Annotated in this window: 19 protein-coding genes; 13 read left to right on the top strand and 6 right to left on the bottom strand. The window is 70.4% G+C overall.

The window, feature by feature from the left end:
* Window positions 1–84: 84 nt before the first annotated feature.
* The 10 genes from MKK64_RS06625 to lpdA all read left to right on the top strand — a co-directional run bounded on the left by MKK64_RS06625 (window position 85) and on the right by lpdA (window position 11,740).
* Complete coding sequence (locus tag MKK64_RS06625; protein ID WP_279593056.1) at window positions 85–750, top strand: TetR family transcriptional regulator; 666 nt, start codon at window positions 85–87, stop codon at window positions 748–750.
* A 293-nt stretch (window positions 751–1,043) separates the two neighbouring features.
* Window positions 1,044–2,006 carry a malate dehydrogenase gene (gene mdh / locus MKK64_RS06620; RefSeq protein ID WP_147727161.1) on the top strand — a complete coding sequence of 321 codons (963 nt, stop codon included), beginning with the start codon at window positions 1,044–1,046 and terminating at the stop codon, window positions 2,004–2,006.
* Between the two features lie 111 nt (window positions 2,007–2,117).
* Window positions 2,118–3,314 carry an ADP-forming succinate--CoA ligase subunit beta gene (sucC, locus tag MKK64_RS06615; RefSeq protein WP_243932767.1) on the top strand — a complete coding sequence of 399 codons (1,197 nt, stop codon included), beginning with the start codon at window positions 2,118–2,120 and terminating at the stop codon, window positions 3,312–3,314.
* A gap of 6 nt (window positions 3,315–3,320) precedes the next feature.
* Complete coding sequence (gene sucD, locus MKK64_RS06610) at window positions 3,321–4,205, top strand: succinate--CoA ligase subunit alpha (RefSeq protein ID WP_147727159.1); 885 nt, start codon at window positions 3,321–3,323, stop codon at window positions 4,203–4,205.
* A gap of 215 nt (window positions 4,206–4,420) precedes the next feature.
* Window positions 4,421–7,420 (top strand): 2-oxoglutarate dehydrogenase E1 component, encoded by a 3,000-nt coding sequence (locus tag MKK64_RS06605; RefSeq protein ID WP_243932765.1) that lies wholly within the window; start codon window positions 4,421–4,423, stop codon window positions 7,418–7,420.
* Between the two features lie 93 nt (window positions 7,421–7,513).
* Window positions 7,514–8,860 carry a 2-oxoglutarate dehydrogenase complex dihydrolipoyllysine-residue succinyltransferase gene (odhB, locus tag MKK64_RS06600; protein WP_243932748.1) on the top strand — a complete coding sequence of 449 codons (1,347 nt, stop codon included), beginning with the start codon at window positions 7,514–7,516 and terminating at the stop codon, window positions 8,858–8,860.
* 53 nt (window positions 8,861–8,913) lie between these two features.
* A complete protein-coding gene (locus MKK64_RS06595) occupies window positions 8,914–9,168 on the top strand; it encodes a DUF4160 domain-containing protein (protein ID WP_243932746.1) in 255 nt (84 codons plus the stop codon).
* Entirely contained in the window at window positions 9,165–9,479 is a 315-nt protein-coding gene (locus MKK64_RS06590; protein WP_243932745.1) for a DUF2442 domain-containing protein, read from the top strand. The genes MKK64_RS06595 and MKK64_RS06590 overlap by 4 nt, the downstream gene beginning before the upstream one ends.
* Window positions 9,476–10,261 (top strand): SDR family oxidoreductase, encoded by a 786-nt coding sequence (locus MKK64_RS06585; protein ID WP_243932743.1) that lies wholly within the window; start codon window positions 9,476–9,478, stop codon window positions 10,259–10,261. The genes MKK64_RS06590 and MKK64_RS06585 overlap by 4 nt, the downstream gene beginning before the upstream one ends.
* Window positions 10,262–10,336: 75 nt before the next feature.
* Window positions 10,337–11,740 carry a dihydrolipoyl dehydrogenase gene (lpdA, locus tag MKK64_RS06580; RefSeq protein ID WP_147728742.1) on the top strand — a complete coding sequence of 468 codons (1,404 nt, stop codon included), beginning with the start codon at window positions 10,337–10,339 and terminating at the stop codon, window positions 11,738–11,740.
* 21 nt (window positions 11,741–11,761) lie between these two features.
* Here the strand turns inward: lpdA and MKK64_RS06575 are convergent, their stop codons facing one another.
* From MKK64_RS06575 to MKK64_RS06565, 3 genes are all read right to left on the bottom strand, one after another.
* Window positions 11,762–12,640, bottom strand: coding sequence for a response regulator (locus tag MKK64_RS06575; RefSeq protein WP_147728741.1), 879 nt, complete (start codon window positions 12,638–12,640; stop codon window positions 11,762–11,764).
* A 130-nt stretch (window positions 12,641–12,770) separates the two neighbouring features.
* Window positions 12,771–13,721 (bottom strand): tyrosine recombinase XerC, encoded by a 951-nt coding sequence (locus MKK64_RS06570; protein WP_243932838.1) that lies wholly within the window; start codon window positions 13,719–13,721, stop codon window positions 12,771–12,773.
* Between the two features lie 117 nt (window positions 13,722–13,838).
* Complete coding sequence (locus tag MKK64_RS06565; protein WP_243932741.1) at window positions 13,839–15,731, bottom strand: sigma 54-interacting transcriptional regulator; 1,893 nt, start codon at window positions 15,729–15,731, stop codon at window positions 13,839–13,841.
* Window positions 15,732–15,962: 231 nt separating this feature from the next.
* On the opposite strand from MKK64_RS06565, the gene cynS reads away from it, so the two are divergent.
* Both cynS and MKK64_RS06555 read left to right on the top strand, forming a co-directional pair.
* Window positions 15,963–16,451 carry a cyanase gene (cynS, locus tag MKK64_RS06560; protein ID WP_147844587.1) on the top strand — a complete coding sequence of 163 codons (489 nt, stop codon included), beginning with the start codon at window positions 15,963–15,965 and terminating at the stop codon, window positions 16,449–16,451.
* A 130-nt stretch (window positions 16,452–16,581) separates the two neighbouring features.
* Entirely contained in the window at window positions 16,582–16,809 is a 228-nt protein-coding gene (locus MKK64_RS06555) for a hypothetical protein (RefSeq protein ID WP_243932732.1), read from the top strand.
* A 33-nt stretch (window positions 16,810–16,842) separates the two neighbouring features.
* Here MKK64_RS06555 and MKK64_RS06550 read toward each other — a convergent pair whose 3' ends face one another.
* Genes MKK64_RS06550 through madL form a run of 3 tightly spaced genes read right to left on the bottom strand, consistent with a single transcriptional unit; the run spans window position 16,843 to window position 18,772 of the window.
* Window positions 16,843–17,517, bottom strand: coding sequence for a GntR family transcriptional regulator (locus MKK64_RS06550; RefSeq protein WP_147844029.1), 675 nt, complete (start codon window positions 17,515–17,517; stop codon window positions 16,843–16,845).
* Window positions 17,518–17,543: 26 nt separating this feature from the next.
* Window positions 17,544–18,308 (bottom strand): malonate transporter subunit MadM, encoded by a 765-nt coding sequence (madM, locus tag MKK64_RS06545; RefSeq protein WP_147726535.1) that lies wholly within the window; start codon window positions 18,306–18,308, stop codon window positions 17,544–17,546.
* Window positions 18,309–18,313: 5 nt separating this feature from the next.
* Window positions 18,314–18,772, bottom strand: a complete 459-nt coding sequence (gene madL, locus MKK64_RS06540) for a malonate transporter subunit MadL (protein WP_243932730.1) — start codon at window positions 18,770–18,772, stop codon at window positions 18,314–18,316.
* A 257-nt stretch (window positions 18,773–19,029) separates the two neighbouring features.
* Here madL and mdcA point away from each other — a divergent pair, with 257 nt between their 5' ends.
* Entirely contained in the window at window positions 19,030–20,676 is a 1,647-nt protein-coding gene (gene mdcA / locus MKK64_RS06535) for a malonate decarboxylase subunit alpha (RefSeq protein ID WP_243932725.1), read from the top strand.
* Window positions 20,677–20,760 lie beyond the last annotated feature (84 nt).

Below are 20,760 nucleotides of genomic sequence, written 5' to 3'. Positions count from 1 at the left end.
TACCACCTCTCGTCCTCACGCCTCCCGCTTCCCTTCCTTCAACCGGATCCCGAGCCGCGTTCCGAAGAGCCCGCCGCCAAAGCGATGGCGACGGGACGGTCCCCATCCGATGCGGACCGTCCGGCCCGCGCCCCCGCGGCCGCCCGATCCCGGGTGGCGCCGATCTCCGCCGACGTGCGGCTGCTCGGGATCGCCACCGAGCATCTGGCCCGGCTCGGCCCCAAGCGGGTCACCGTCGTCGCCGTCGCCGCCGAAGCCGGCATGACGCACGCCAACGTCTACCGCTACTTCCCCTCGAAGGACGCCCTGCTCGACGCCGTCGCCGGCCGCTGGCTGCGGGACATCGAGACCCGCCTGGCCGGCATCGCCGACGCGCCCGACCCGGCCGACGACAAGATCGAGCGGCTGCTGACCGCGCTCGCCGCCCTGCAGCGCGACGCGCTTCAGGACGAGCCGAACCTGTTCGCGGTCCATCTCGACGCCACGGTCGCCGCCAGGCCGATCGCCCGCCGCCACCGGGTCCGCCTGCGCAGCCTGGTCGAGCGGGTGATCGAGGAGGGGATGGCCACCGGCACCTTCTCGGCGCGCGACCGCGAGCGCGCCATCGCCTACATCTTCGATGCGAGCTACCGCTTCACCCATCCCCTGGCGATCCAGCACGACGCCGAGGTGCCGCGCGATCTGGTCGACGCCCGCTTCGGCGCGGTGATTCACGCGATCCAGCGGGTGCTGCGCGCGGGTATCCTCTGAGCGGAATGACAGGTTCAAAAAGTTGTCATAGCGCCGATCCCGAATTGGCAATCTCCTCCTAAAGCCCTCGAAAAGCTTAGCTTTTCGAGGGCTTTGTTTTGTGCGCCGCACATCCGCCCTGGCCCGAACCCTGCTTGGGCGATCTGCGTCGGGTTGATGGGGCGGTGCTTTTCGGCCACACAGCCGCGCAGGAAAACTGGTCGCGTCGGGCGGCGCCTCGGACGGACTTTCGACCCCCGAGTCGTCGACGCGCTCGCCTCACCCTTTCACGCTAAGCTGGAGACGTCTCGGACATGGCACGCAGCAAGATCGCGCTCATCGGCGCCGGCCAGATCGGCGGAACGCTGGCGCACCTCGCCGGTCTGAAGGAACTCGGCGACGTCGTGCTGTTCGACATCGTCGACGGCGTGCCGCAGGGCAAGGCGCTCGACATCGCCGAATCGGCCCCGGTCGACGGCTTCGACGCGAAGTATTCGGGTGCGAGCGACTATTCGGCGATCAAGGGCGCCGACGTGGTGATCGTCACCGCCGGCGTGCCGCGCAAGCCCGGCATGAGCCGCGACGACCTGATCGGGATCAACCTGAAGGTCATGGAGGCCGTCGGCACCGGCATCAAGGAGAACGCGCCGGACGCGTTCGTGATCTGCATCACCAACCCGCTCGACGCCATGGTCTGGGCGCTGCAGAAGTTCTCGGGCCTGCCGACCAACAAGGTCGTCGGCATGGCCGGCGTGCTCGACTCGGCCCGCTTCCGCCACTTCCTGGCCGAGGAGTTCAAGGTCTCGGTCGAGGACGTCACCGCCTTCGTGCTCGGCGGCCACGGCGACGACATGGTGCCGCTCACTCGCTACTCGACGGTCGCCGGCGTGCCGCTGACCGACCTGGTCAAGCTCGGCTGGACCACCCAGGAGAAGCTCGACGCCATGGTCGAGCGGACCCGCAAGGGTGGCGGCGAGATCGTCAACCTGCTGAAGACCGGCTCGGCCTTCTACGCGCCGGCGGCCTCCGCCATCGCGATGGCCGAGAGCTACCTCAAGGACAAGAAGCGGGTCCTGCCCTGCGCCGCCTACCTCGACGGCCAGTACGGCATCTCCGGCATGTATGTCGGCGTGCCCGTCGTGATCGGCGAGAACGGCGTCGAGCGCGTGCTCGAGGTGACCTTCGACGCGGCCGAGAAGGCGATGTTCGAGAAGTCGGTCGGCGCGGTGAACACGCTGATCGAGGCCTGCAAGGGCGTGAACCCGGCGCTCGCCTAAAAACATTGGGCGAATAGCGAATAGGGGCTAGCGAAGACAGAGCCACGTGCTCTCTGCTGCCCCGGCTCGCTATTCGCCATTCGCCACTCCCTATTCGCCTGCGGAGCGCACATGAACATCCATGAATACCAAGCCAAGGCGGTGCTGAAGGAGTTCGGCCTGCCCGTCTCCAAGGGCGTCGCGATCTTCAGGCCCGAGGAGGCGGAAGCCGCCGCGCGCGAGCTCGGCGGCCCGGTCTGGGTGGTGAAGTCGCAGATCCACGCGGGCGGGCGCGGCAAGGGCACCTTCAAGGGCGCGCCGGCCGGGGCCAAGGGCGGCGTGCGCGTCACCAAGTCGATCGACGAGGTGAAGCAGTTCGCCGGCGAGATGCTCGGCCAGACGCTGGTCACGATCCAGACCGGCGAGGCCGGCAAGCAGGTCAACCGGCTCTACATCGAGGAAGGCGCGCAGATCGCCGCCGAGTTCTACCTGTCGATGCTGGTCGACCGCGAGACCGGGCGGGTCGCCTTCGTCGTCTCGACCGAGGGCGGCATGGACATCGAGACGGTGGCCCACGACACCCCCGAGAAGATCGTCACCTTCTCGGTCGACCCGGCCACCGGCATCATGCCTCATCACGGCCGCGCCGTCGCCAAGGCGCTGGGGCTCGCCGGCCCGCAGGCGAAGGAAGCGGGCGAGCTCACCGCCAAGCTCTACGCGGCCTTCACGGCCAAGGACATGAGCATGCTCGAGATCAACCCGCTGGTGCTGACCGGCGACGGCCATCTCAAGTGCCTCGACGCCAAGATCTCGTTCGACTCGAACGCGCTCTACCGCCACCCCGACATCGTCGCGCTCCGCGACGAGACCGAGGAGGACGCCAAGGAGATCGAGGCCTCGAAGTACGACCTCGCCTACATCGCGCTCGACGGCACGATCGGCTGCATGGTCAACGGCGCCGGCCTCGCCATGGCGACGCTCGACATCATCAAGCTCTACGGCGAGGAGCCGGCGAACTTCCTCGATGTCGGCGGCGGTGCGACCGAGGAGAAGGTCACCGCGGCCTTCAAGATCATCACCGCCGACCCGCAGGTGAAGGGCATCCTCGTCAACATCTTCGGCGGGATCATGAAGTGCGACGTCATCGCCCGCGGCGTGATCGCGGCGGTGAAGACGGTGGGCCTGGAGGTGCCGCTCGTCGTGCGCCTCGAAGGCACCAACGTCGAGGAAGGCAAGGCGATCATCAGCGGCTCGGGGCTCAACGTGATCCCGGCGGACGATCTCGACGACGCCGCGCAGAAGATCGTCGCCGCCGTGAAGAAGGGCTGAAGCGTTATGTCCATCCTCATCGACGCGAACACCAAGGTCATCTGCCAGGGCTTCACCGGCAAGAACGGGACCTTCCATTCCGAGCAGGCGCTGGCCTACGGCACCAAGATGGTCGGCGGCACCTCGCCCGGCAAAGGCGGCTCCAAGCACCTCAACCTGCCGGTCTTCGACACGGTCGGCGAGGCCCGCGAGGCCACCGGCGCGACCGCGTCCGTGGTCTACGTGCCGCCGCCGGGCGCGGCCGACGCGATCTGCGAGGCGATCGCGGCCGAGATGCCGCTGATCGTCTGCATCACGGAAGGCATCCCGGTGCTCGACATGGTGCGGGTCAAGCGTGCGCTGATCGGCTCGAAGTCGCGCCTCATCGGGCCGAACTGCCCCGGCGTCGTCACCGCCGGCGAATCGAAGATCGGCATCATGCCGGCCAACATCTTCAAGCCGGGCTCGGTCGGCATCGTCTCGCGCTCCGGCACGCTGACCTACGAGGCGGTGTTCCAGACCTCGACCGCCGGCCTCGGCCAGACCACCGCGGTCGGCATCGGCGGCGACCCGGTGAAGGGCACCGAGTTCATCGACATGCTCGAGATGTTCCTCGCCGACGAGAAGACCACGTCGATCGTGATGATCGGCGAGATCGGCGGCTCGGCCGAGGAGGAGGCGGCGCAGTTCCTGGCCGACGAGGCCAAGCGCGGCCGCAAGAAGCCGATGGTCGGCTTCATCGCCGGCCGCACCGCGCCTCCGGGCCGCCGCATGGGCCATGCCGGCGCGATCATCTCCGGCGGCAAGGGCGGCGCCGAGGACAAGATCGCGGCGATGGAGGCCGCCGGGATCCGCGTCTCGCCGTCGCCGGCGCGCCTCGGCTCGACGCTGGTCGAGGTCCTGAAGGGCTGAAACCGAGTGACAGCCGCGCGCGTATGACCCGCGCGCGGCTGTGTTGCAGCGCACGCAAGCCGGTGACGCCCATATGATGGGCGACGGAGCGCCCGCTTCGTGCGCCCACAGGAATCGCAGCGCGGCCCGCGCCTTCCGCTCGCGGAGGCGCCTCCCGCGCGATGACGCGGCTCATCCGCACCGGCGGAGGGCCCGAAGGACAGGATGACCCGCCGATGGCACGCCAGGACGTGAACGAAGCGCTGCTGGAAACCTCGTTCCTCTACGGCGGCAACGCCGCCTACATCGAGGAATTGCAGGCGGCCTACGCCCGCAACCCGGCTTCGGTCGACCCCGAGTGGCAGAGCTTCTTCAAGGGGCTCGGCGAGGACGAGACCCTGGTCGAGAAGAACGCGGCCGGCGCCTCGTGGACCAAGCCGAACTGGCCGGTGCCGGCCAACGGCGAGATCGTCTCGGCGCTCGACGGCAACTGGGCGACCCTGGAGAAGGCGGTCGGCGAGAGGATCCTCGCCAAGGGCGCGGAGAAGGGCGAGCAGAGGCCCGGCAAGCCCGCCGACGGCCTCGCCGTCACCGGCAAGACCGGCGTCTCGGTCGAGCAGGCGACCAAGGATTCGGTTCGCGCGATCATGCTGATCCGCTCGTACCGCATGCGCGGCCACCTGCACGCCAAGCTCGACCCGCTCGGGCTGGCCCCCCGCGGCGACCACGAGGAGCTGCATCCGCAGCATTACGGCTTCCTCGAATCCGACTGGGACCGGCCGATCTTCCTCGACAACGTGCTCGGGCTGGAATTCGCCACGATCCGCGAGATCGTCGCGATCCTGGAGCGGACCTACTGCCAGACCCTCGGCGTCGAGTTCATGCACATCTCCGATCCCGAGGAGAAGGCGTGGCTGCAGGAGCGCATCGAAGGCAAGGACAAGGAGATCTCGTTCACCCCCGAAGGGCGCCGCGCGATCCTCAACAAGCTGATCGAGGCCGAGGGCTTCGAGAAGTTCCTCGACCTCAAGTACACCGGCACCAAGCGCTTCGGCCTCGACGGCTCGGAGGCGATGATCCCGGCGCTCGAGCAGATCATCAAGCGCGGCGGCGCGCTCGGCGTGCGCGAGATCGTGCTCGGCATGGCCCACCGTGGGCGCCTCAACGTGCTCACCAACGTGATGGCAAAGCCGTTCCGTGCGGTGTTCAACGAGTTCAAGGGCGGCTCGGCCTCGCCGGCCGAGGTCGAGGGCTCGGGCGACGTGAAGTACCATCTCGGTGCCTCGTCCGACCGCGCCTTCGACGGCAACAACGTCCACCTGTCGCTCACCGCCAACCCGTCGCACCTCGAGATCGTCGATCCCGTGGTGCTCGGAAAGGTCCGCGCCAAGCAGGACCAGCGCGCCAAGCCGAACGTCGTGCGCGCCAGCGTGATGCCGCTCCTGATCCACGGCGACGCGGCCTTCGCCGGCCAGGGCGTGGTCGCCGAGTGCCTCGGGCTGTCGGGCCTGAAGGGCCACCGCACCGGCGGCTCGATCCACTTCATCATCAACAACCAGATCGGCTTCACCACCGATCCGCGCTTCTCGCGGTCCTCGCCGTACCCGTCCGACGTGGCGAAGATGGTCGAGGCGCCGATCTTCCATTGCAACGGCGACGACCCGGAGGCGGTGACCTTCGCCACCAAGGTCGCGGTCGAGTACCGCCAGAAGTTCGGCAAGCCGGTCGTGATCGACATGCTGTGCTACCGCCGCTTCGGCCACAACGAGGGCGACGAGCCGGCCTTCACCCAGCCGAAGATGTACCAGCGCATCCGCAAGCACACTTCGGTGCTGGAGAGCTACGCGCGCAAGCTGATCGAGAACGGCACCCTGAGCCAGGAGGCCTACGACGCCCGAAAGGCCGAGTTCCGGGCGATGCTCGACGCCGAGCTCGACGTCGCCGGCACCTACAAGGCCAACAAGGCCGACTGGCTCGACGGGCGCTGGTCCGGCTTCAAGGCCGTGCACGAGGACGTGGACGACCCGCGTCGCGGCCGCACCGGCGTGCCGGTCGAGACCCTGCGCGAGATCGCGCAGAAGATCACCCAGGCGCCCCCCGGCTTCCACCTGCACCGCACGATCCAGCGCTTCATGGACAACCGCTCCAAGGCGGTGGAGACCGGCGTCGGCATCGACTGGGCGACCGCCGAGGCCCTGGCTTTCGGCGCGACCATGCTCGACGGCAACCGCGTCCGGCTCTCGGGCCAGGACGTCGAGCGCGGCACCTTCTCGCAGCGCCACGCCGTGGTGATCGACCAGGAGAACGAGCAGCGCTTCACGCCCCTCAACGCCATCCGCGAGGGCCAGGCGCCGCTGGAGGTGATCAACTCGATGCTGTCCGAAGAGGCGGTGCTCGGCTTCGAGTACGGCTACTCGGCGGCCGAGCCGAACGCGCTCGTGCTGTGGGAGGCGCAGTTCGGCGACTTCGCCAACGGCGCGCAGGTGGTGATCGACCAGTTCATCGCGTCCGGCGAGCGCAAGTGGCTGCGCATGTCCGGCCTCGTGATGCTGCTGCCCCACGGCTACGAGGGGCAGGGGCCGGAGCACTCCTCCGCCCGCCTGGAGCGCTACCTCCAGAGCTGCGCCGAGGACAACATGCAGGTCGCCAACTGCTCGACGCCGGCGAACTACTTCCACATCCTGCGCCGGCAGCTGAAGCGCGACTTCCGCAAGCCGCTGATCCTGATGACGCCGAAGTCGCTGCTGCGCCACAAGCGGGCGGTGTCGACGATCGAGATGATCGCCGAGGGGTCGAGCTTCCACCGCATCCTGTGGGACGACGCCGAGCACGACGAGAGCGGGGTCAAGCTCGTCCGCGACGACAAGGTCCGCCGCGTCGTGCTGTGCTCGGGCAAGGTCTACTACGACCTGTTCGAGGAGCGCGAGAAGCGCGGCGTCAACGACGTCTACCTGCTGCGCGTCGAGCAGCTCTACCCGTTCCCGCTCAAGGCGCTGGCCAACGAGATGGGCCGCTTCCGCAATGCCGAGGTGGTGTGGTGCCAGGAGGAGCCCAAGAACATGGGCGCCTGGGCCTTCGTCGAGCCCTACCTCGAATGGGTGCTCGGCCAGGCCGGCTCCGCGGTGAAGCGCGCCCGCTACGTCGGCCGCCCGGCCTCGGCCTCGACCGCCGTGGGGCAGATGTCGAAGCACCAGGCCCAGCTGCAGGCCTTCCTCAACGAGGCCCTCGCGGTCTGAATGTCCTCACCTATGGCGGCGGCTCTCCGGGGCCGCCGCTCACCCTTCCCGGCCGTCCGGTACGGCCCAACCGATCCGGCATGAGCTGACACAATGGCAACCGACATCCTCGTCCCGACGCTCGGCGAATCCGTCAGCGAGGCCACCATCGGCCGCTGGTTCAAGAAGCCGGGCGACACGGTCGCGGCCGACGAGCCCCTGGTCGAGCTCGAGACCGACAAGGTGACCCTCGAGGTCAACGCCCCCGCCGCCGGCGAGCTCGGCGAGATCCTGGTCAAGGACGGCGAGACGGTGGAGCCGGGCGCGCTGCTCGGCTCGATCGTCGAGGCGAGCGGCGGCGCCAAGCCCGCGCCCAAGGAGGCTGCGCCCAAGGAGGCCGCGCCGAAGAAGGAGGCCGAGGCCAAGTCCGAGAGCCGCAGCGAGGCGCCGAAGGCGTCCGCCCCCGACGCCAAGGCGGTCGAGGAGGCCCCGGCCAAGGAATCGGCCGCCGGCTACGGCAACCACGGCGACGCGGCGCCCCCGGCCGCCCGCCCCTCCGACGACAACGGCCCGGCGGTCGGCAAGCTGTCACGGGAATCGGGCATCGACCCGTCGAGCGTCAACGGCAGCGGCAAGGACGGCCGCGTGACCAAGGGCGACATGCTCGGCGCGATCGCGAAGGGGCCCGCGCAGGCGGCTCCCGCCCCGGCCAAGGAGGCGCGCCCGACGCCGCCGCGCCCGGCCTCGAAGCCGGACGACGCCGCCCGCGAGGAGCGGGTGCGGATGACCAAGCTGCGCCAGACCATCGCCCGCCGCCTCAAGGACGCGCAGGACACCGCCGCGATGCTCACCACGTTCAACGACGTGGACATGGGCGCGGTGATGGCGCTGCGCGCGCAGTACAAGGACATCTTCGAGAAGAAGCACGGCACGAAGCTCGGCTTCATGGGCTTCTTCACCAAGGCGGTGATCGGGGCGCTCAAGGACGTGCCGGCGGTCAACGCCGAGATCGACGGGCAGGATCTCGTCTACAAGAACTACTATCACATCGGCATCGCCGTCGGGACCGACAAGGGTCTCGTCGTGCCGGTGGTGCGCAACGCCGACGACCTCTCGATCGCCGGCATCGAGAAGACGATCTCGGGCTTCGGCCGCAAGGCCCGGGACGGCAAGCTCTCGATCGACGAGATGCAGGGCGGCACCTTCACCATCACCAACGGCGGCATCTACGGCTCGCTGATGTCGACCCCGATCCTCAACGCGCCGCAATCGGGCATCCTCGGGATGCACCGCATCGAGGAGCGCCCGGTGGTCCGCAACGGCAAGATCGAGGCGCGGCCGATGATGTATCTCGCCCTCTCCTACGATCACCGCATCGTCGACGGGAAGGAGGCCGTGACCTTCCTGGTGCGGGTGAAGGAGGCGCTGGAGGATCCGGCGCGGCTCGTCCTGGATCTGTGAGGCGCCGGCTGCGGACGACACGATCGGCATCGAGCGGGACGCGCGCGTGACCGATGCCGACGATCGCGATCATCGAGGGCGTGCGGATTACGATCTATCTCAAGGATCACCTGCCGCCCCACCTCCATGCAATCTTTTCGGGGCAGGAGGCGCAGATCTCGATCGCGACGGGCTTGGTGCTCAACGGGAACCTGCCACGCGCGAAACTGAAGGCCGTCCAGGCCTGGCTCGCGGCAAACCGCGAGCAGGTTTCCTACATCTGGCGAGAGATCCGGGCGGGCCGCAACGACGGAGGCATGATCGAATGAAGCAGTCTCGCATCGCATCCGTCGAACCGCTCGATTACCCGACCGTTCGCGTGATCTTTGAAGACGGCCTGAGCGGCGTGCTCGATCTGTCTGAAATGATCGCGCGGCGTCCGATCTTCGGTCCGCTCAAGGACGAAGCGTATTTCAAGACCGTCGCCGTGGGCGAGGGCGGGCATACCTTCGGCTGGAACCTGGGCGATCCCGGTCACGAGATCGACTTCTGCCCGGATGCGACGCGCATCGAGGTCGAAACCGCGATCGTCGAGGCGATGGCCCATCGGTTCGAAGCGACGCGGGCGGCGGCCGAATGACGGACGTCTCCCAAACGCCTGGGGCGCCGCATAGTCCGCATGGCGCCGTCGCGGTCGTCACCGGCGGCGGCCGCGGCATCGGCCGTGCGGTATCCCTGCTCGCGGCGCGGCGCGGCTATCGCGTCTGCCTGAGCTACGTCTCCGACGCGGCCGCGGCCGCGACGGTGGTCGCGGCGATCGAAGCCGAGGGCGGCCAGGCCGTCGCAGTGCGCTGCGACGTGGCGGAGGAGGCCGACGTGATCGCCCTGTTCGCGGCGGCCGACCGTCTCGGCACCGTCACGGCGCTGGTCAACAATGCCGGGGTGGTCGATCTCTCCGCGCCCGTGTCCGAGATGAGCGCCGCCCGGCTCCACCGGATGATGGCGACCAACGTCGTCGGCAGCTTCCTCTGCGCCCGCGAGGCGGTGCGGCGGATGTCGACGAAGCAGGGCGGCCGGGGCGGGGCCGTCGTCAACGTCTCGTCGATCGCGGCGCGCCTCGGCGGGGCCGGGCAGTTCGTCGACTACGCCGCCTCGAAGGGAGCGATCGACAGCTTCACGATCGGCCTCGCCCGCGAGGTGGCCGATGCCGGCATCCGGGTGAACGCCGTGGCGCCCGGCATCATCGACACCGAGATCCATGCCAGCGGCGGCACGCCCGACAAGGTGGCGGCGATGGGGCCGGGCGTGCCGATGAGGCGCGCCGGCACCGCCGACGAAGTCGCCGCCCCGGTGCTCTGGCTGCTCTCCGACGAGGCGGCCTACACCACCGGCGCCATCCTCGACGTCTCGGGCGGTCGGTGATCCCCGGCAACGAATGAATCCGGCGGCGACCCGCCACGGCGGTCGCCGCACGCGCATGCAGGAACGAACAGAACCATGAGCACCTACGATCTCGTCGTCATCGGCACCGGCCCCGGCGGCTATGTCTGCGCCATCCGCGCCGCGCAGCTGGGCCTGCGCACCGCCGTCGTCGAGAAGCGCGCGACCCATGGCGGCACCTGCCTGAACGTCGGCTGCATCCCGTCGAAGGCGCTGCTGCACGCCTCCGAGGCGTTCGAGGAGGCGACCAAGCACTTTCCCGATCTCGGCATCGAGGTCGGCACGCCGAAGCTCGATCTCGCCAAGATGCAGGGGTTCAAGCAGAGCGGCGTCGACGGCAACACCAAGGGCGTCGAGTTCCTGCTGAAGAAGAACAAGGTCGACACCATCCGCGGCACCGGCAGGATCGCCGGCGCCGGCCGCGTCGAGGTCACGTCGGAGGACGGCGGAAACCAGATGCTGGAGACCAAGAACATCGTCATCGCCACCGGCTCGGACGTGACGCGCCTGCCCGGCGTCGAGATCGACGAGAAGACCGTGGTCTCCTCCACCGGCGCGCTCGAGCTCGCGGCGGTGCCGAAGAAGCTCCTGGTGATCGGCGCGGGCGTGATCGGCCTCGAGCTCGGCTCGGTCTGGCGCCGGCTCGGGGCCGAGGTCACCGTGGTCGAGTATCTCGACCGGGTGCTGCCGGGGATGGACGGCGAGGTCGGCAAGCAGTTCCAGCGGATCATGTCCAAGCAGGGCATCGCCTTCAAGCTCTCGACCAAGGTCACCGGCGTGGCGACCGGCGCGGGCGGCGCGACCGTCACCGTCGAGCCGGCGGCGGGCGGCGAATCCGAGACGCTTCAGGCCGACGTGGTGCTCGTGGCGATCGGGCGGGTGCCCTACACCGAGGGGCTCGGCCTCGAGGGCGTCGGCGTCGGGCTCGACAACAAGGGCCGGATCCAGACCGACAGCCACTACGCCACCAACGTCACCGGCATCTACGCGATCGGCGACGTGATCGCCGGGCCGATGCTCGCGCACAAGGCCGAGGACGAGGGCGTCGCGGTGGCCGAGATCCTGGCCGGCCAGTCCGGTCACGTGAACTACGCGGTGATCCCGAACGTGGTCTACACCTATCCGGAGGTCGCCTCGGTGGGGAAGACCGAAGAGGAGCTGAAGAAGGACGGCATCGCCTACAACGCGGGCAAGTTCCCCTTCACCGCCAACGGGCGGGCCAAGGCCAACGGCACCACCGAGGGCTTCGTGAAGGTGCTGGCCGACGCCGCGAGCGACCGGGTGCTCGGCGTCCACATCGTCGGCGCCGATGCCGGCAACCTCATCGCCGAGGTGGCGGTGGCGATGGAGTTCGGGGCGTCGGCCGAGGACATCGCCCGCACCTGCCACGCCCACCCGACCCTGACGGAAGCGGTGAAGGAGGCCGCGCTCGCGGTCGGGAAGCGCGCGATCCACGTCTGAGGACGCGGCCGCGCCCGTCGCTCAGGCCGAGCGGCGGGCCGGGGCGAGGGCGGCGATGCGCAGGAGGGCGGTCGGGGCCGGCGGCGCGGTGATCGCGTTCAGCAGGTACGGCCGCCGCAGACCGAGCGCGTGGTGGAGCGTGAGGTCGATGTCGCGGGCGTGGAACGGCATCTTCAGGACGAAGGTGGCGCCGAAGTAGCGGGCGGCCTGGGCGATCGGCTCGGGATCGCCGCTGGTCAGCATCGTGAGGCGCGTCGTCAGGTTCAGGGTCTGAACCTGGCAGGCGAGCTCGAGGCCGTCGGTCCCGTTGAGCTTCACGTCGACGAAGGCGAGCGGGTAGGCGTCGGTCTTCAGGAGCTTCAGGGCGTGCCGGCCGCAATCCGTCTCGTCTATCTCGAGGGCGAAGCCGCTGCGCGCCAGCACCCGCCCGATCGCCGCGCGCGCCGCGTCCGACGAGGAGGCGAGCAGGATGCGCGTCGGCTGCCGGCGCCGGGTGTCGGCGTGCAGCAGGCTCTCGATGTGGGCGGTGTCGAGGGGCACCTTCAGCACCTCGTAGGCGCCGAGCGAGACCGCGAGTTCCTGCCACTGGGCGAAGACGCGGGCGGCGATCAGCACGAGGCAGGGCAGGGTGGCGCCGCGCTTGCGCGCCACCGCCACCGCCTCCGGGCCGCTCACGCCTTCGAGCTGGAGGCCGACGAAGGCCAGGGCCGGCTTGTGCGCGAGGGCGAGATCAATCAGCGCCTCGCCCGAGGCCGTTTGCACGATCACGGCCCTGGGATCGAAGTGCGACACCACCGCGGCGAGTTCGGCCCGGCGTCCCGCGTCGCGATCGGCGATGAGGACGGTGCCGGCTTGCGGGGGCCGGACCGCGCTTCCGATATCGGCGTGTTCGCCCGCCATGGTTCCTGTCCAGTCCGATCCTATGACAAGAGAAATAGCGCTCAAATCTCTCGGCAAGCTTAATGGCTGGCCGAACCGGCTATTTGCTCTGTCTAGTGTGTCAACGTGTCATCCCAATGCACGTCGCGTGTCACGCCCCCGTCGGCACGGCACGGCCGGCGCGCGGATGGGTGGCGTCGAAGGCGCTCATCAGGCGGGCCGCGTCGACCTTGGTGTAGAGCTGCGTCGTCGAGAGCGAGGCGTGGCCGAGCAGCTCCTGGATCGCGCGCAGCTCGCCCTGCCGCGCCAGGAGATGCGTCGCGAAGGAGTGCCGCAGGGCGTGCGGCGTGGCGCTGTCGGGCAGCCCGAGAGCGCCGCGGGCGCGGGCGACGACGTACTGGATGATCCGCGGCGAGAGCGGGCCGCCGCGGGCGCCGACGAAGAGCGGGCCCTCCGGCGGCAGCGGGTGCGGGCAGGCGGCGAGGTAGGCGGCGACCGCCTCGGCCACCACCGGCAGCACCGGGACCATCCGCTGCTTCGCGCCCTTGCCCAGCACCGTCACCGCGTCGATGCCGGGCACCGGGGCATCGCGCCGCGCCAGCCCCAGCGCCTCCGAGATGCGCAGGCCCGCGCCGTACAGCAGCGCGAGCACCGCCGCGTCGCGCAGCAGGATCCAGGGGGCGCGGTCCTCATCGGCGCGCAGCGACACGTCGGTGAGGGCGCGGGCGGCCGCCACCGGCAGCGGACGCGGCAGGCGCCGCTCCACCTTGGGCGAGCGCACGGCGCCGAGCGCCGCCACGGTGCCGTGACCCTCGCGCTCGAGGTGCTTGGCGAAGGAGCGCAGGCCGGCCAGGGCCCGCATCAGCGAGCGGCCGCCGACCTCGTCGGCCCGCCGCGCGGCCATGAAGGCGCGGACGTCGCGCGGCTTCAGCGCGACGATCGCGGGGATCGTCGGCGTGCCGGTGCGGGCGTCGAGATGGGCGAGGAACTGGCGCAGGTCGCGCTCGTAGGCCTCCACCGTGTTGGCGGACATCCGCCGCTCGGCCGCGAGGCTGAGGCCCCAGGCGCGGGCGGCGGCAAGGAGGGCGGCATCGCCCGGCATCGCAGGAAGGACGGAGCCCGACGCGGGAGCGGAAGTCGGCATCGGGTCTTCCTCGCGGAGCGCGCCCGCGTCGAGCGCGCGAGCCGGTCACTGGACGCCCGCGCGGTTGCCCGGCGGTTAACGGGTCTTCTCGATCCCCATCGCCTTGATGCGCGAGGCCAACGTCGTCGGGCGCAGCCCCATGAGCTCGGCGGCGCCGCCGGGGCCGAACACCTTGCCGCCGGTGAGCGAAAGGGCGGCGGCGATCTCGGCGCGGTCGCGGGCGCGGCGGTCGGCCTCCGTCGGCGGCCGGTCGGCGGGAAGCGCCGGCGGCGTCGCGTCGACGGGGCCCGCGGGATCGGGCCGTTCGGATTCGCGCCGTTCGGATTCGGGCAGATCGAAGCGCAGGCGGCCGCGGACGGCGAGGATGGCGGCGCGCTCGATCACGTTCTCCAGCTCGCGCACGTTGCCGGGCCAGGCGTAGCGGGCGAGCCGGCGCACGTCGCCCTCGGTCAGCCGCGGCTCGGGGATGTTCAGGCGGCGTGCGGCCCCCGTCAGGACGTGCTGGGCGATCGGCGCGATGTCCTCGGGGCGCTCGCGGAGCGGGCTCGCGGCCAGCGGGAAGACGTTGAGGCGGAAGTACAGGTCCTCGCGGAACCGGCCGCGGCGCACCTCCTCCCGCAGGTCGCGGTTGGTGGCGGCGACGAGGCGGATGTCGACGGCGCGCGTGCGCTCCTCGCCGACGCGCTCGAACGAGCGCTCCTGCAGCACCCGCAGCAGCTTGCCCTGGAGATCGAGCGGGATCTCGCCGACCTCGTCGAGGAACAGCGTGCCGCCGTCGGCGAGCTCGAAGCGCCCGACGCGATCGCGCAGCGCACCGGTGAACGCGCCGCGGGCATGGCCGAAGAACTCGCTCTCGAACAGCTCGCGCGGCACCGCGGCGCAGTTCACGCGGATCATCGGCCGGTCGCGCCGCCGGCTGGCCTCGTGGATCGCGCGGGCGATCAGCTCCTTGCCGGTGCCGGACTCGCCGGTGATCAGCACGGTGGCGTCGGTGCCGGCCACGAGGTCGATCTGGCGCAACGTCGCTGCGATGGCGGGGGAACGGCCGATGATGCCCTGGTGGTGGCGCTCCAGCCGGATTTCCTCCTTCAGGTAGGCGTTCTCCAGCTCCAGCCGCTCGCGCAGGGAATCGACCTCGGCGAGCGCGCTGCGCAGCCGTTCCTCGGCCTCGCGCCGTTGGCTGATGTCGCGGAACACGATGACGGCGCCGAGCAGACGCCCGCGATCCCGGATCGGCGTCGAGGTGTACGCGACCGGGAACGCGGTGCCGTCGCGCCGCCAGAACACCTCGTCGTCGACCTGGCGCACCGCGCCGTCGCGGAAGGCCGCGTAGATCGGGCAGTCGCGGTGCGGGTAATGCGCGCCGTCGGAGCGGGTGTGGTGCACGGTGGCGTGCATGTCCTTGCCGACGAGGTCGGCGGCCCGCCAGCCGAGCATGCGCTCGGCGGCCGGGTTGACGAAGGTGGTCGCCCCATCGGCGTTGACGCCGTAGATGCCCTCGCCGGCGGCCCGTAGGATCAGCTGGTTCCCGCGCTCGATGTCGCGGAAGATGCGCTCCATCCGCTGCCACTCGGCGATGCCGGCGCGCATGTGGTCGTCGGCCTGCCCGTCGACCGCCCGCCGACGGCGCGCCTCGAGATCGGAGAGCGTCAGGAGAAGCCGCGGCGGGTCGCCCGCGAGCGGGCTCGCGGCGTATTCGAGGCGCAGCCCGCGGCCGTCCGCGTGGCGCGGCTCCAGCGTCCGCGACCACCATTGCCCCTTGGCGAAGGCGCCCTGCGTGAACACCACCAGCGCGGGCCGCTGGCCCGGATGCAGAGCGCTCGCCGTGATCCTGCGGAGCGCCGCGCGGTCGTAGCCGAGCAGGCGCGCCGCGGCCGGGTTGGCGTCGACGATCCGGTCGGCCTCGGGCTCCACCACCAGCATCGCCTCCCGGTGCTGCTCGAAGACCGGCCCGAAATCCTCGATCATGTCGGCCCCGACGCACCCGTCTCGCTACGAGACTTCGTCGTCATACCACGAGATCTCGTCGGGCACGAGATCTCGTAGCTGATGATCCTCGGGCCAAGCCGCTGTGCCGGCGGCGGTTCTTCGCAACGACCCAGCTGGCACATCGCTTGCGCAAGCCTCGCTCGAGCGTGCCCCGCCGGCAGACCACGCGGCGGGGCGCGACCGATCTCACAACCTGCCGGAGTGCCGACCATGAAGCGCGAAGACCTCACCGAGAAGCTCCTCGACATCAAGCGCGACAAGGGCTGGACCTGGAAGTACATCCAGGACGAGATCGGCGGGCTCTCGCCGATCCTGATCACCGCCGCCTGCATGGGCCAGATGAAGCTGCCGAAGGCGCAGGCCGCCAAGGCCGCCGCGCTGTTCGGGCTCACCGAATCCGAGGAGCGGATGCTCAACGAGGCGCCCTATCGCGGCTCGATCCCGTCGATGCCGCCGACCGATCCGCTGATCTACCGCTTCTACGAGCTGGTGATGGTCTACGGCACCACCTTCAAGGAACTGATCCAGGAGGAGTTCGGCGACGGCATCATGTCGGCGATCGACTTCAACATGACCATGGAGCGCGAGGCCAACAACAAGGGCGACCGCGTGAAGCTCGGCATGTCCGGCAAGTTCCTGCCGTACAAGTATTACGGCAGCGAGGACGGCGTGCCGGAATACGGCTTCAAGGAGGGCTGAGCCGGGCCGGGCGAGGCGGCCGCCGCCGCCCCTTGCCGCTTCGGCCGGTTTCCACCGAAGCCGCGGCGGCTCGGGCGACGGCGGACGGCTCGCTCATGGGGGGCGGAACGGGGCAGCGAGGGGGGACGACGTGGCGACGGACGAGGGGACGGCGCACCCGCGCAACCCGGTGCTCGACGAGCTGGCGGCGGCGCTCGGCATTCCGACGACGGCGTTCTTCGCCACGCTCGACGAAGGGGATCGGATCGCCGAGAGCCTCACCCTGCTGCGCCTGTGGGCCACCCTCGATCAGCTCGGGCAGCGTCGGGAGCTTCTGGACCACCTCCGCCGGATGATCGACGGGCCGCCGCCCGGCTGAGCCGGGCGGGCGCGCCTTTGCGCTCCGGGAGGATCAGTCGGCGTGATGCTCGGCGATGTAGCGCCCGAGCGCCCCGGCCGCGTTGAGCATGTGCGCCCGCATGCGCCGTGCCGCCGCCTCGCCGTCGCCCTCGGCGATCGCGGCCAGGATCGCGCCGTGCTCGGCGTGGGAGCGGCGGATGCGGTCGCCCTGGCGCAGCTGCGTGCGGCGGAAGGCCGAGAGCCGGGTGCGGATCGCCAGCGCCTGCTCGGCCAGGAACCCGTTGTGGGTGGCCGCGTAGAGCCCTTCGTGGAACTGGCGGTTCAGGCCGTCGTAGGCGTCGAGGTCGCCGCCCTCGACCGCCGCGCCCGAGCGCCGGTGCAGCTCCATCAGGGCGCTGAGCTCGAGCGGGCGCATGCGGTGGGTGGCGAGCCGCACGCACAAAGCCTCGATCTCGGCGGTGGCCTCGAACATGTCCATGATCCGCTCGGGCGTCATCCGGGCGACGACCATGCCGCGGCGCGGGCGCTGCTCCACGAGGCCGCCGAAGGCGAGCTGGCGCAGGGCCTCCCGCACGGGGGTGCGCGAGGCGCCGAAGCGGTCGGCCAGCGTCTGCTCGTCCAGGGTCGTGCCGGCGGCGAGCTCGCCCGCCGCGATCGCATCCGTGAGCGCGTCGCGGATGCGATCGGAGATCAGCGCCCGCTCCTCGGTCTCGTGGCCCGCGTCCATGGCTCTCCCGCCCCGCGAAGCCGGGCTCAGCCGACGATCGCCCGCACCGTCAGGAACAGCACCGACGGGCCGACGAGGCAGCCGATGCCGGTGTGGAAGGTCGCGGTCAGCGCGCCGTAGGGCACGAGCTTGGGATCGGTGGCGGCCAGGCCGCCGGCCACCCCGCTGACCGTGCCCATCAGCCCGCCATAGGCCATGGCCGAGCGCGGGTTGTCGAGGCCGATCAGCTTGGCGACGAGGGGCGTGCCGACCATCACGCCCACCGCCTTGGTCACGCCGGTGGCGATCGAGAGCGCCATCACCGTCGAGTCGGCGCCGAGCGCCGCGCCGGTGACCGGGCCGACGATGTAAGTGATCGCGCCCGCGCCGATCGTCGTGATCGAGACCGCGTCGTGGTAGCCGAAGGCGACCGCGGTCAGCGTGCCGACGAGGAAGGGCAGCAGCGTGCCGAGCGCCAGCGCCAGCACGCCGACGAGGCCGGCCCGGCGCGCCTCGATCACGTCGACCTCGAATGCGGTGGCGACGATGGCGAAATCGCGCAGCATGGCCCCGCCCATCAGCCCGATCCCGGCCAGCGCCGGGATGTCGGCCAGGCCCTTCTTGCCGCCGGTGAGCACGCCGCCGAAATAGGCGAGCACCAGGCCGAGCACGATGGCGATGGCCGAGCCGTGCACCCGCCCGTTGGTGAGCCGCCGCGCGGCAACGTTCGAGACCAGGATCAGCGCCCCGACGACGGCGAAGGCCGCAACCAGGCTCTGCTCGACGAAGACGTGCTCAAGGCCGTGCCACAGGCCGCTCATCGCGTCCGCCCCGCCGGGATCGCCGCGGCGTCGGCCCGCGCTGCCTCGGGTTCGCCGCCGATGACGGCGCCGCCGTGCTCGACCTCCGGACCGCCCGGGTCGCGGCCGCCGATGCGGCTGAGCAGCGCCACCGCGGCGAAGCAGATCGCCAGGGAGCCGAAGGCGGCGATGATCACGATCGGGCCGCCGCTCACCGCGGCGACGACGTTCTGCTGGGCGGCCATCGCGACGACGATGGGAATGTACATGCCGCCCCAGAACTCGACGCCGAACTTGACGTTCTTGCTCAGGCGGCCGTGGCGCATCAGCCAGACGCGGGCGGCGATCAGCAGGATCATGGCGATGCCGACCCCGCCGACATTGGCCTTCACGCCGAGCGCGATCCCGAGGAGATCGCCGAGATACACGCCGATCAGCGTGCAGGCGGCGAGCAGCGCGACGCCGGCGATGATCATGGCCGCAGCCTCCCGTGCGGGGCACTCCCGATCGGGCCGGGCGATGGTCGAGGAGGCGCGATGGCACGGGGCATCCGGCGTATCCGTCCCGATTTCGTGATTCGTCTTCGTTGCCACTGAGTATGCAAAATATTGACAGATCGGCAAGCTGGTATACGATCATGTGATCGAACGGATCATTCGCATACGAATTGCTGTGTCTGACCCGCGATCGCATGCCGACAGCGTGCGGGCGGATCGACGGTTTGGGGATCGGGATGACGGACTGGCGCAGGCAGAGGACGGCGCGGGATGCGCGGATCGCGGCCGGCCGCGCCCACGCCGATGGCAAGGTCGTCGCGGCCGCCGACGTGGTCGACCTGTTCGAAGCCGTCCTGCGCCCGGGCGACCGGGTCTGCCTCGAAGGCGACAACCAGAAGCAGGCCGACTGCCTGGCGCGCGGGCTGAGCGCCTGCGACCCGGACAAGGTGCACGGCCTGCACATGGTCCAGTCCGGCATCGTGCTGCCGGAGCATCTCGACGTGTTCGAGACCGGCATCGCCAAGCGCCTCGACTACTCGTATTCCGGCCCGCAGGGCGCCCGCATCGCCAAGATGCTCTACGGCGGGCAGATCGAGCTCGGGGCGGTGCACACCTACCTCGAGCTGTTCGCGCGCTACTTCATCGACCTCACACCCAACGTCGCGCTGATCGCCGGCGTCTCGGCCGACCGGGCCGGCAACCTCTATACCGGCCCCAACACCGAGGACACGCCGACGGTGGTCGAGGCCACCGCGTTCAAGAACGGCGTGGTGATCGCGCAGGTGAACCAGATCGTCGAGACGGTGCCGCGGGTCGACATCCCCGGCGACCGGATCGACTTCGTGGTCGAGGCCGACACGCCGTTCTACGTCGAGCCGCTGTTCACCCGCGACCCGGCCGCCGTCACCGAGACGCAGATCCTGATGGCGATGATGGCCATCAAGGGAATCTACGCCGAGTACGGCATCCGCCGGCTCAACCACGGCATCGGCTTCGGCACCGCGGCGATCGAGCTGCTGCTGCCGACCTATGGCGAGCAGCTCGGGCTGAAGGGCCGGATCGCCACCAACTGGGCCCTGAACCCGCACCCGACGCTGATCCCGGCGATCGAGGCGGGCTGGGTCGAGCAGGTGCACTGCTTCGGCTCGGAAGTCGGCATGGACCGCTACATCGCCGCGCGGCCGGACATCTTCTTCACCGGCGCCGACGGCTCGCTGCGCTCGAACCGCGCCTTCTGCCAGACGGCGGGGCTCTACGCCTGCGACCTTTTCATCGGCTCGACCCTGCAGATCGACCTCATGGGCCACTCCTCGACCGTGACGACGAACCGCGTCGCGGGCTTCGGCGGCGCGCCGAACATGGGCTCGGACCCGCACGGCCGCCGCCACCCGTCCGACACCTGGATGAAGGCCGGGCGCGAGGCGCAGCAGACCGGCGACCCGGCGCTGATGCGCGGGCGCAAGCTCGTGGTGCAGCTCGTCGAGACCTTCGGCGACGGGCTCGTGCCGGCCTTCGTCGAGCACCTCGACGCCCTCGAGCTCGCCCGGACGATCGGCCTCGAGCTCGCGCCGGTGATGGTCTACGCCGACGACGTCACCCACATCGTCACCGAGGAGGGCATCGCCAACCTCCTGCTCTGCCGCAACGCGGACGAGCGCGAGCAGGCGATCCGCGGCGTGGCCGGCTACACCGAGGTCGGGCGCGGCCGCGACAAGGCCAAGGTCGAGCGCCTGCGCGCCCGGGGCATCGTCCGCCGCCCGGAGGATCTCGGGATCGAGCCGCTCGACGCCGACCGCAGCCTGCTCGCGGCGAAGTCGATCAAGGACCTCGTGCACTGGTCGGGCGGCCTGTACGAGCCGCCGGCCCGGTTCCGGAACTGGTGAGATGATCGGGCTGACAGAGCAGGCGCGGGACGCGGCACGCGACCCCCTCTCGCGTTCGGGAGAGGGGACCCGCGATCCCGCCGG

The organism is Methylobacterium sp. E-025 (genome assembly GCF_022829705.1).
In the GTDB taxonomy this organism is placed as follows: domain Bacteria; phylum Pseudomonadota; class Alphaproteobacteria; order Rhizobiales; family Beijerinckiaceae; genus Methylobacterium.
Note: the sequence above shows the minus strand (reverse complement) of the source record. Positions and strands in the feature narration are given on the sequence as shown.

Bases quoted from the DNA above. Each gene is read 5' to 3' on its own strand.
- MKK64_RS06605 (WP_243932765.1), top strand. From the start codon at position 4,421: ATGGCACGCCAGGACGTGAACGAAGCGCTGCTGGAAACCTCGTTCCTC.
- sucC (WP_243932767.1), top strand. From the start codon at position 2,118: ATGAACATCCATGAATACCAAGCCAAGGCGGTGCTGAAGGAGTTCGGC.
- MKK64_RS06625 (WP_279593056.1), top strand. From the start codon at position 85: ATGGCGACGGGACGGTCCCCATCCGATGCGGACCGTCCGGCCCGCGCC.
- MKK64_RS06575 (WP_147728741.1), bottom strand. From the start codon at position 12,640: ATGGCGGGCGAACACGCCGATATCGGAAGCGCGGTCCGGCCCCCGCAA.
- MKK64_RS06565 (WP_243932741.1), bottom strand. From the start codon at position 15,731: ATGATCGAGGATTTCGGGCCGGTCTTCGAGCAGCACCGGGAGGCGATG.
- MKK64_RS06595 (WP_243932746.1), top strand. From the start codon at position 8,914: ATGCCGACGATCGCGATCATCGAGGGCGTGCGGATTACGATCTATCTC.
- MKK64_RS06570 (WP_243932838.1), bottom strand. From the start codon at position 13,721: ATGCCGGGCGATGCCGCCCTCCTTGCCGCCGCCCGCGCCTGGGGCCTC.
- MKK64_RS06590 (WP_243932745.1), top strand. From the start codon at position 9,165: ATGAAGCAGTCTCGCATCGCATCCGTCGAACCGCTCGATTACCCGACC.
- mdcA (WP_243932725.1), top strand. From the start codon at position 19,030: ATGACGGACTGGCGCAGGCAGAGGACGGCGCGGGATGCGCGGATCGCG.
- mdh (WP_147727161.1), top strand. From the start codon at position 1,044: ATGGCACGCAGCAAGATCGCGCTCATCGGCGCCGGCCAGATCGGCGGA.
- odhB (WP_243932748.1), top strand. From the start codon at position 7,514: ATGGCAACCGACATCCTCGTCCCGACGCTCGGCGAATCCGTCAGCGAG.
- madL (WP_243932730.1), bottom strand. From the start codon at position 18,772: ATGATCATCGCCGGCGTCGCGCTGCTCGCCGCCTGCACGCTGATCGGC.
- sucD (WP_147727159.1), top strand. From the start codon at position 3,321: ATGTCCATCCTCATCGACGCGAACACCAAGGTCATCTGCCAGGGCTTC.
- lpdA (WP_147728742.1), top strand. From the start codon at position 10,337: ATGAGCACCTACGATCTCGTCGTCATCGGCACCGGCCCCGGCGGCTAT.
- cynS (WP_147844587.1), top strand. From the start codon at position 15,963: ATGAAGCGCGAAGACCTCACCGAGAAGCTCCTCGACATCAAGCGCGAC.
- MKK64_RS06585 (WP_243932743.1), top strand. From the start codon at position 9,476: ATGACGGACGTCTCCCAAACGCCTGGGGCGCCGCATAGTCCGCATGGC.
- MKK64_RS06550 (WP_147844029.1), bottom strand. From the start codon at position 17,517: ATGGACGCGGGCCACGAGACCGAGGAGCGGGCGCTGATCTCCGATCGC.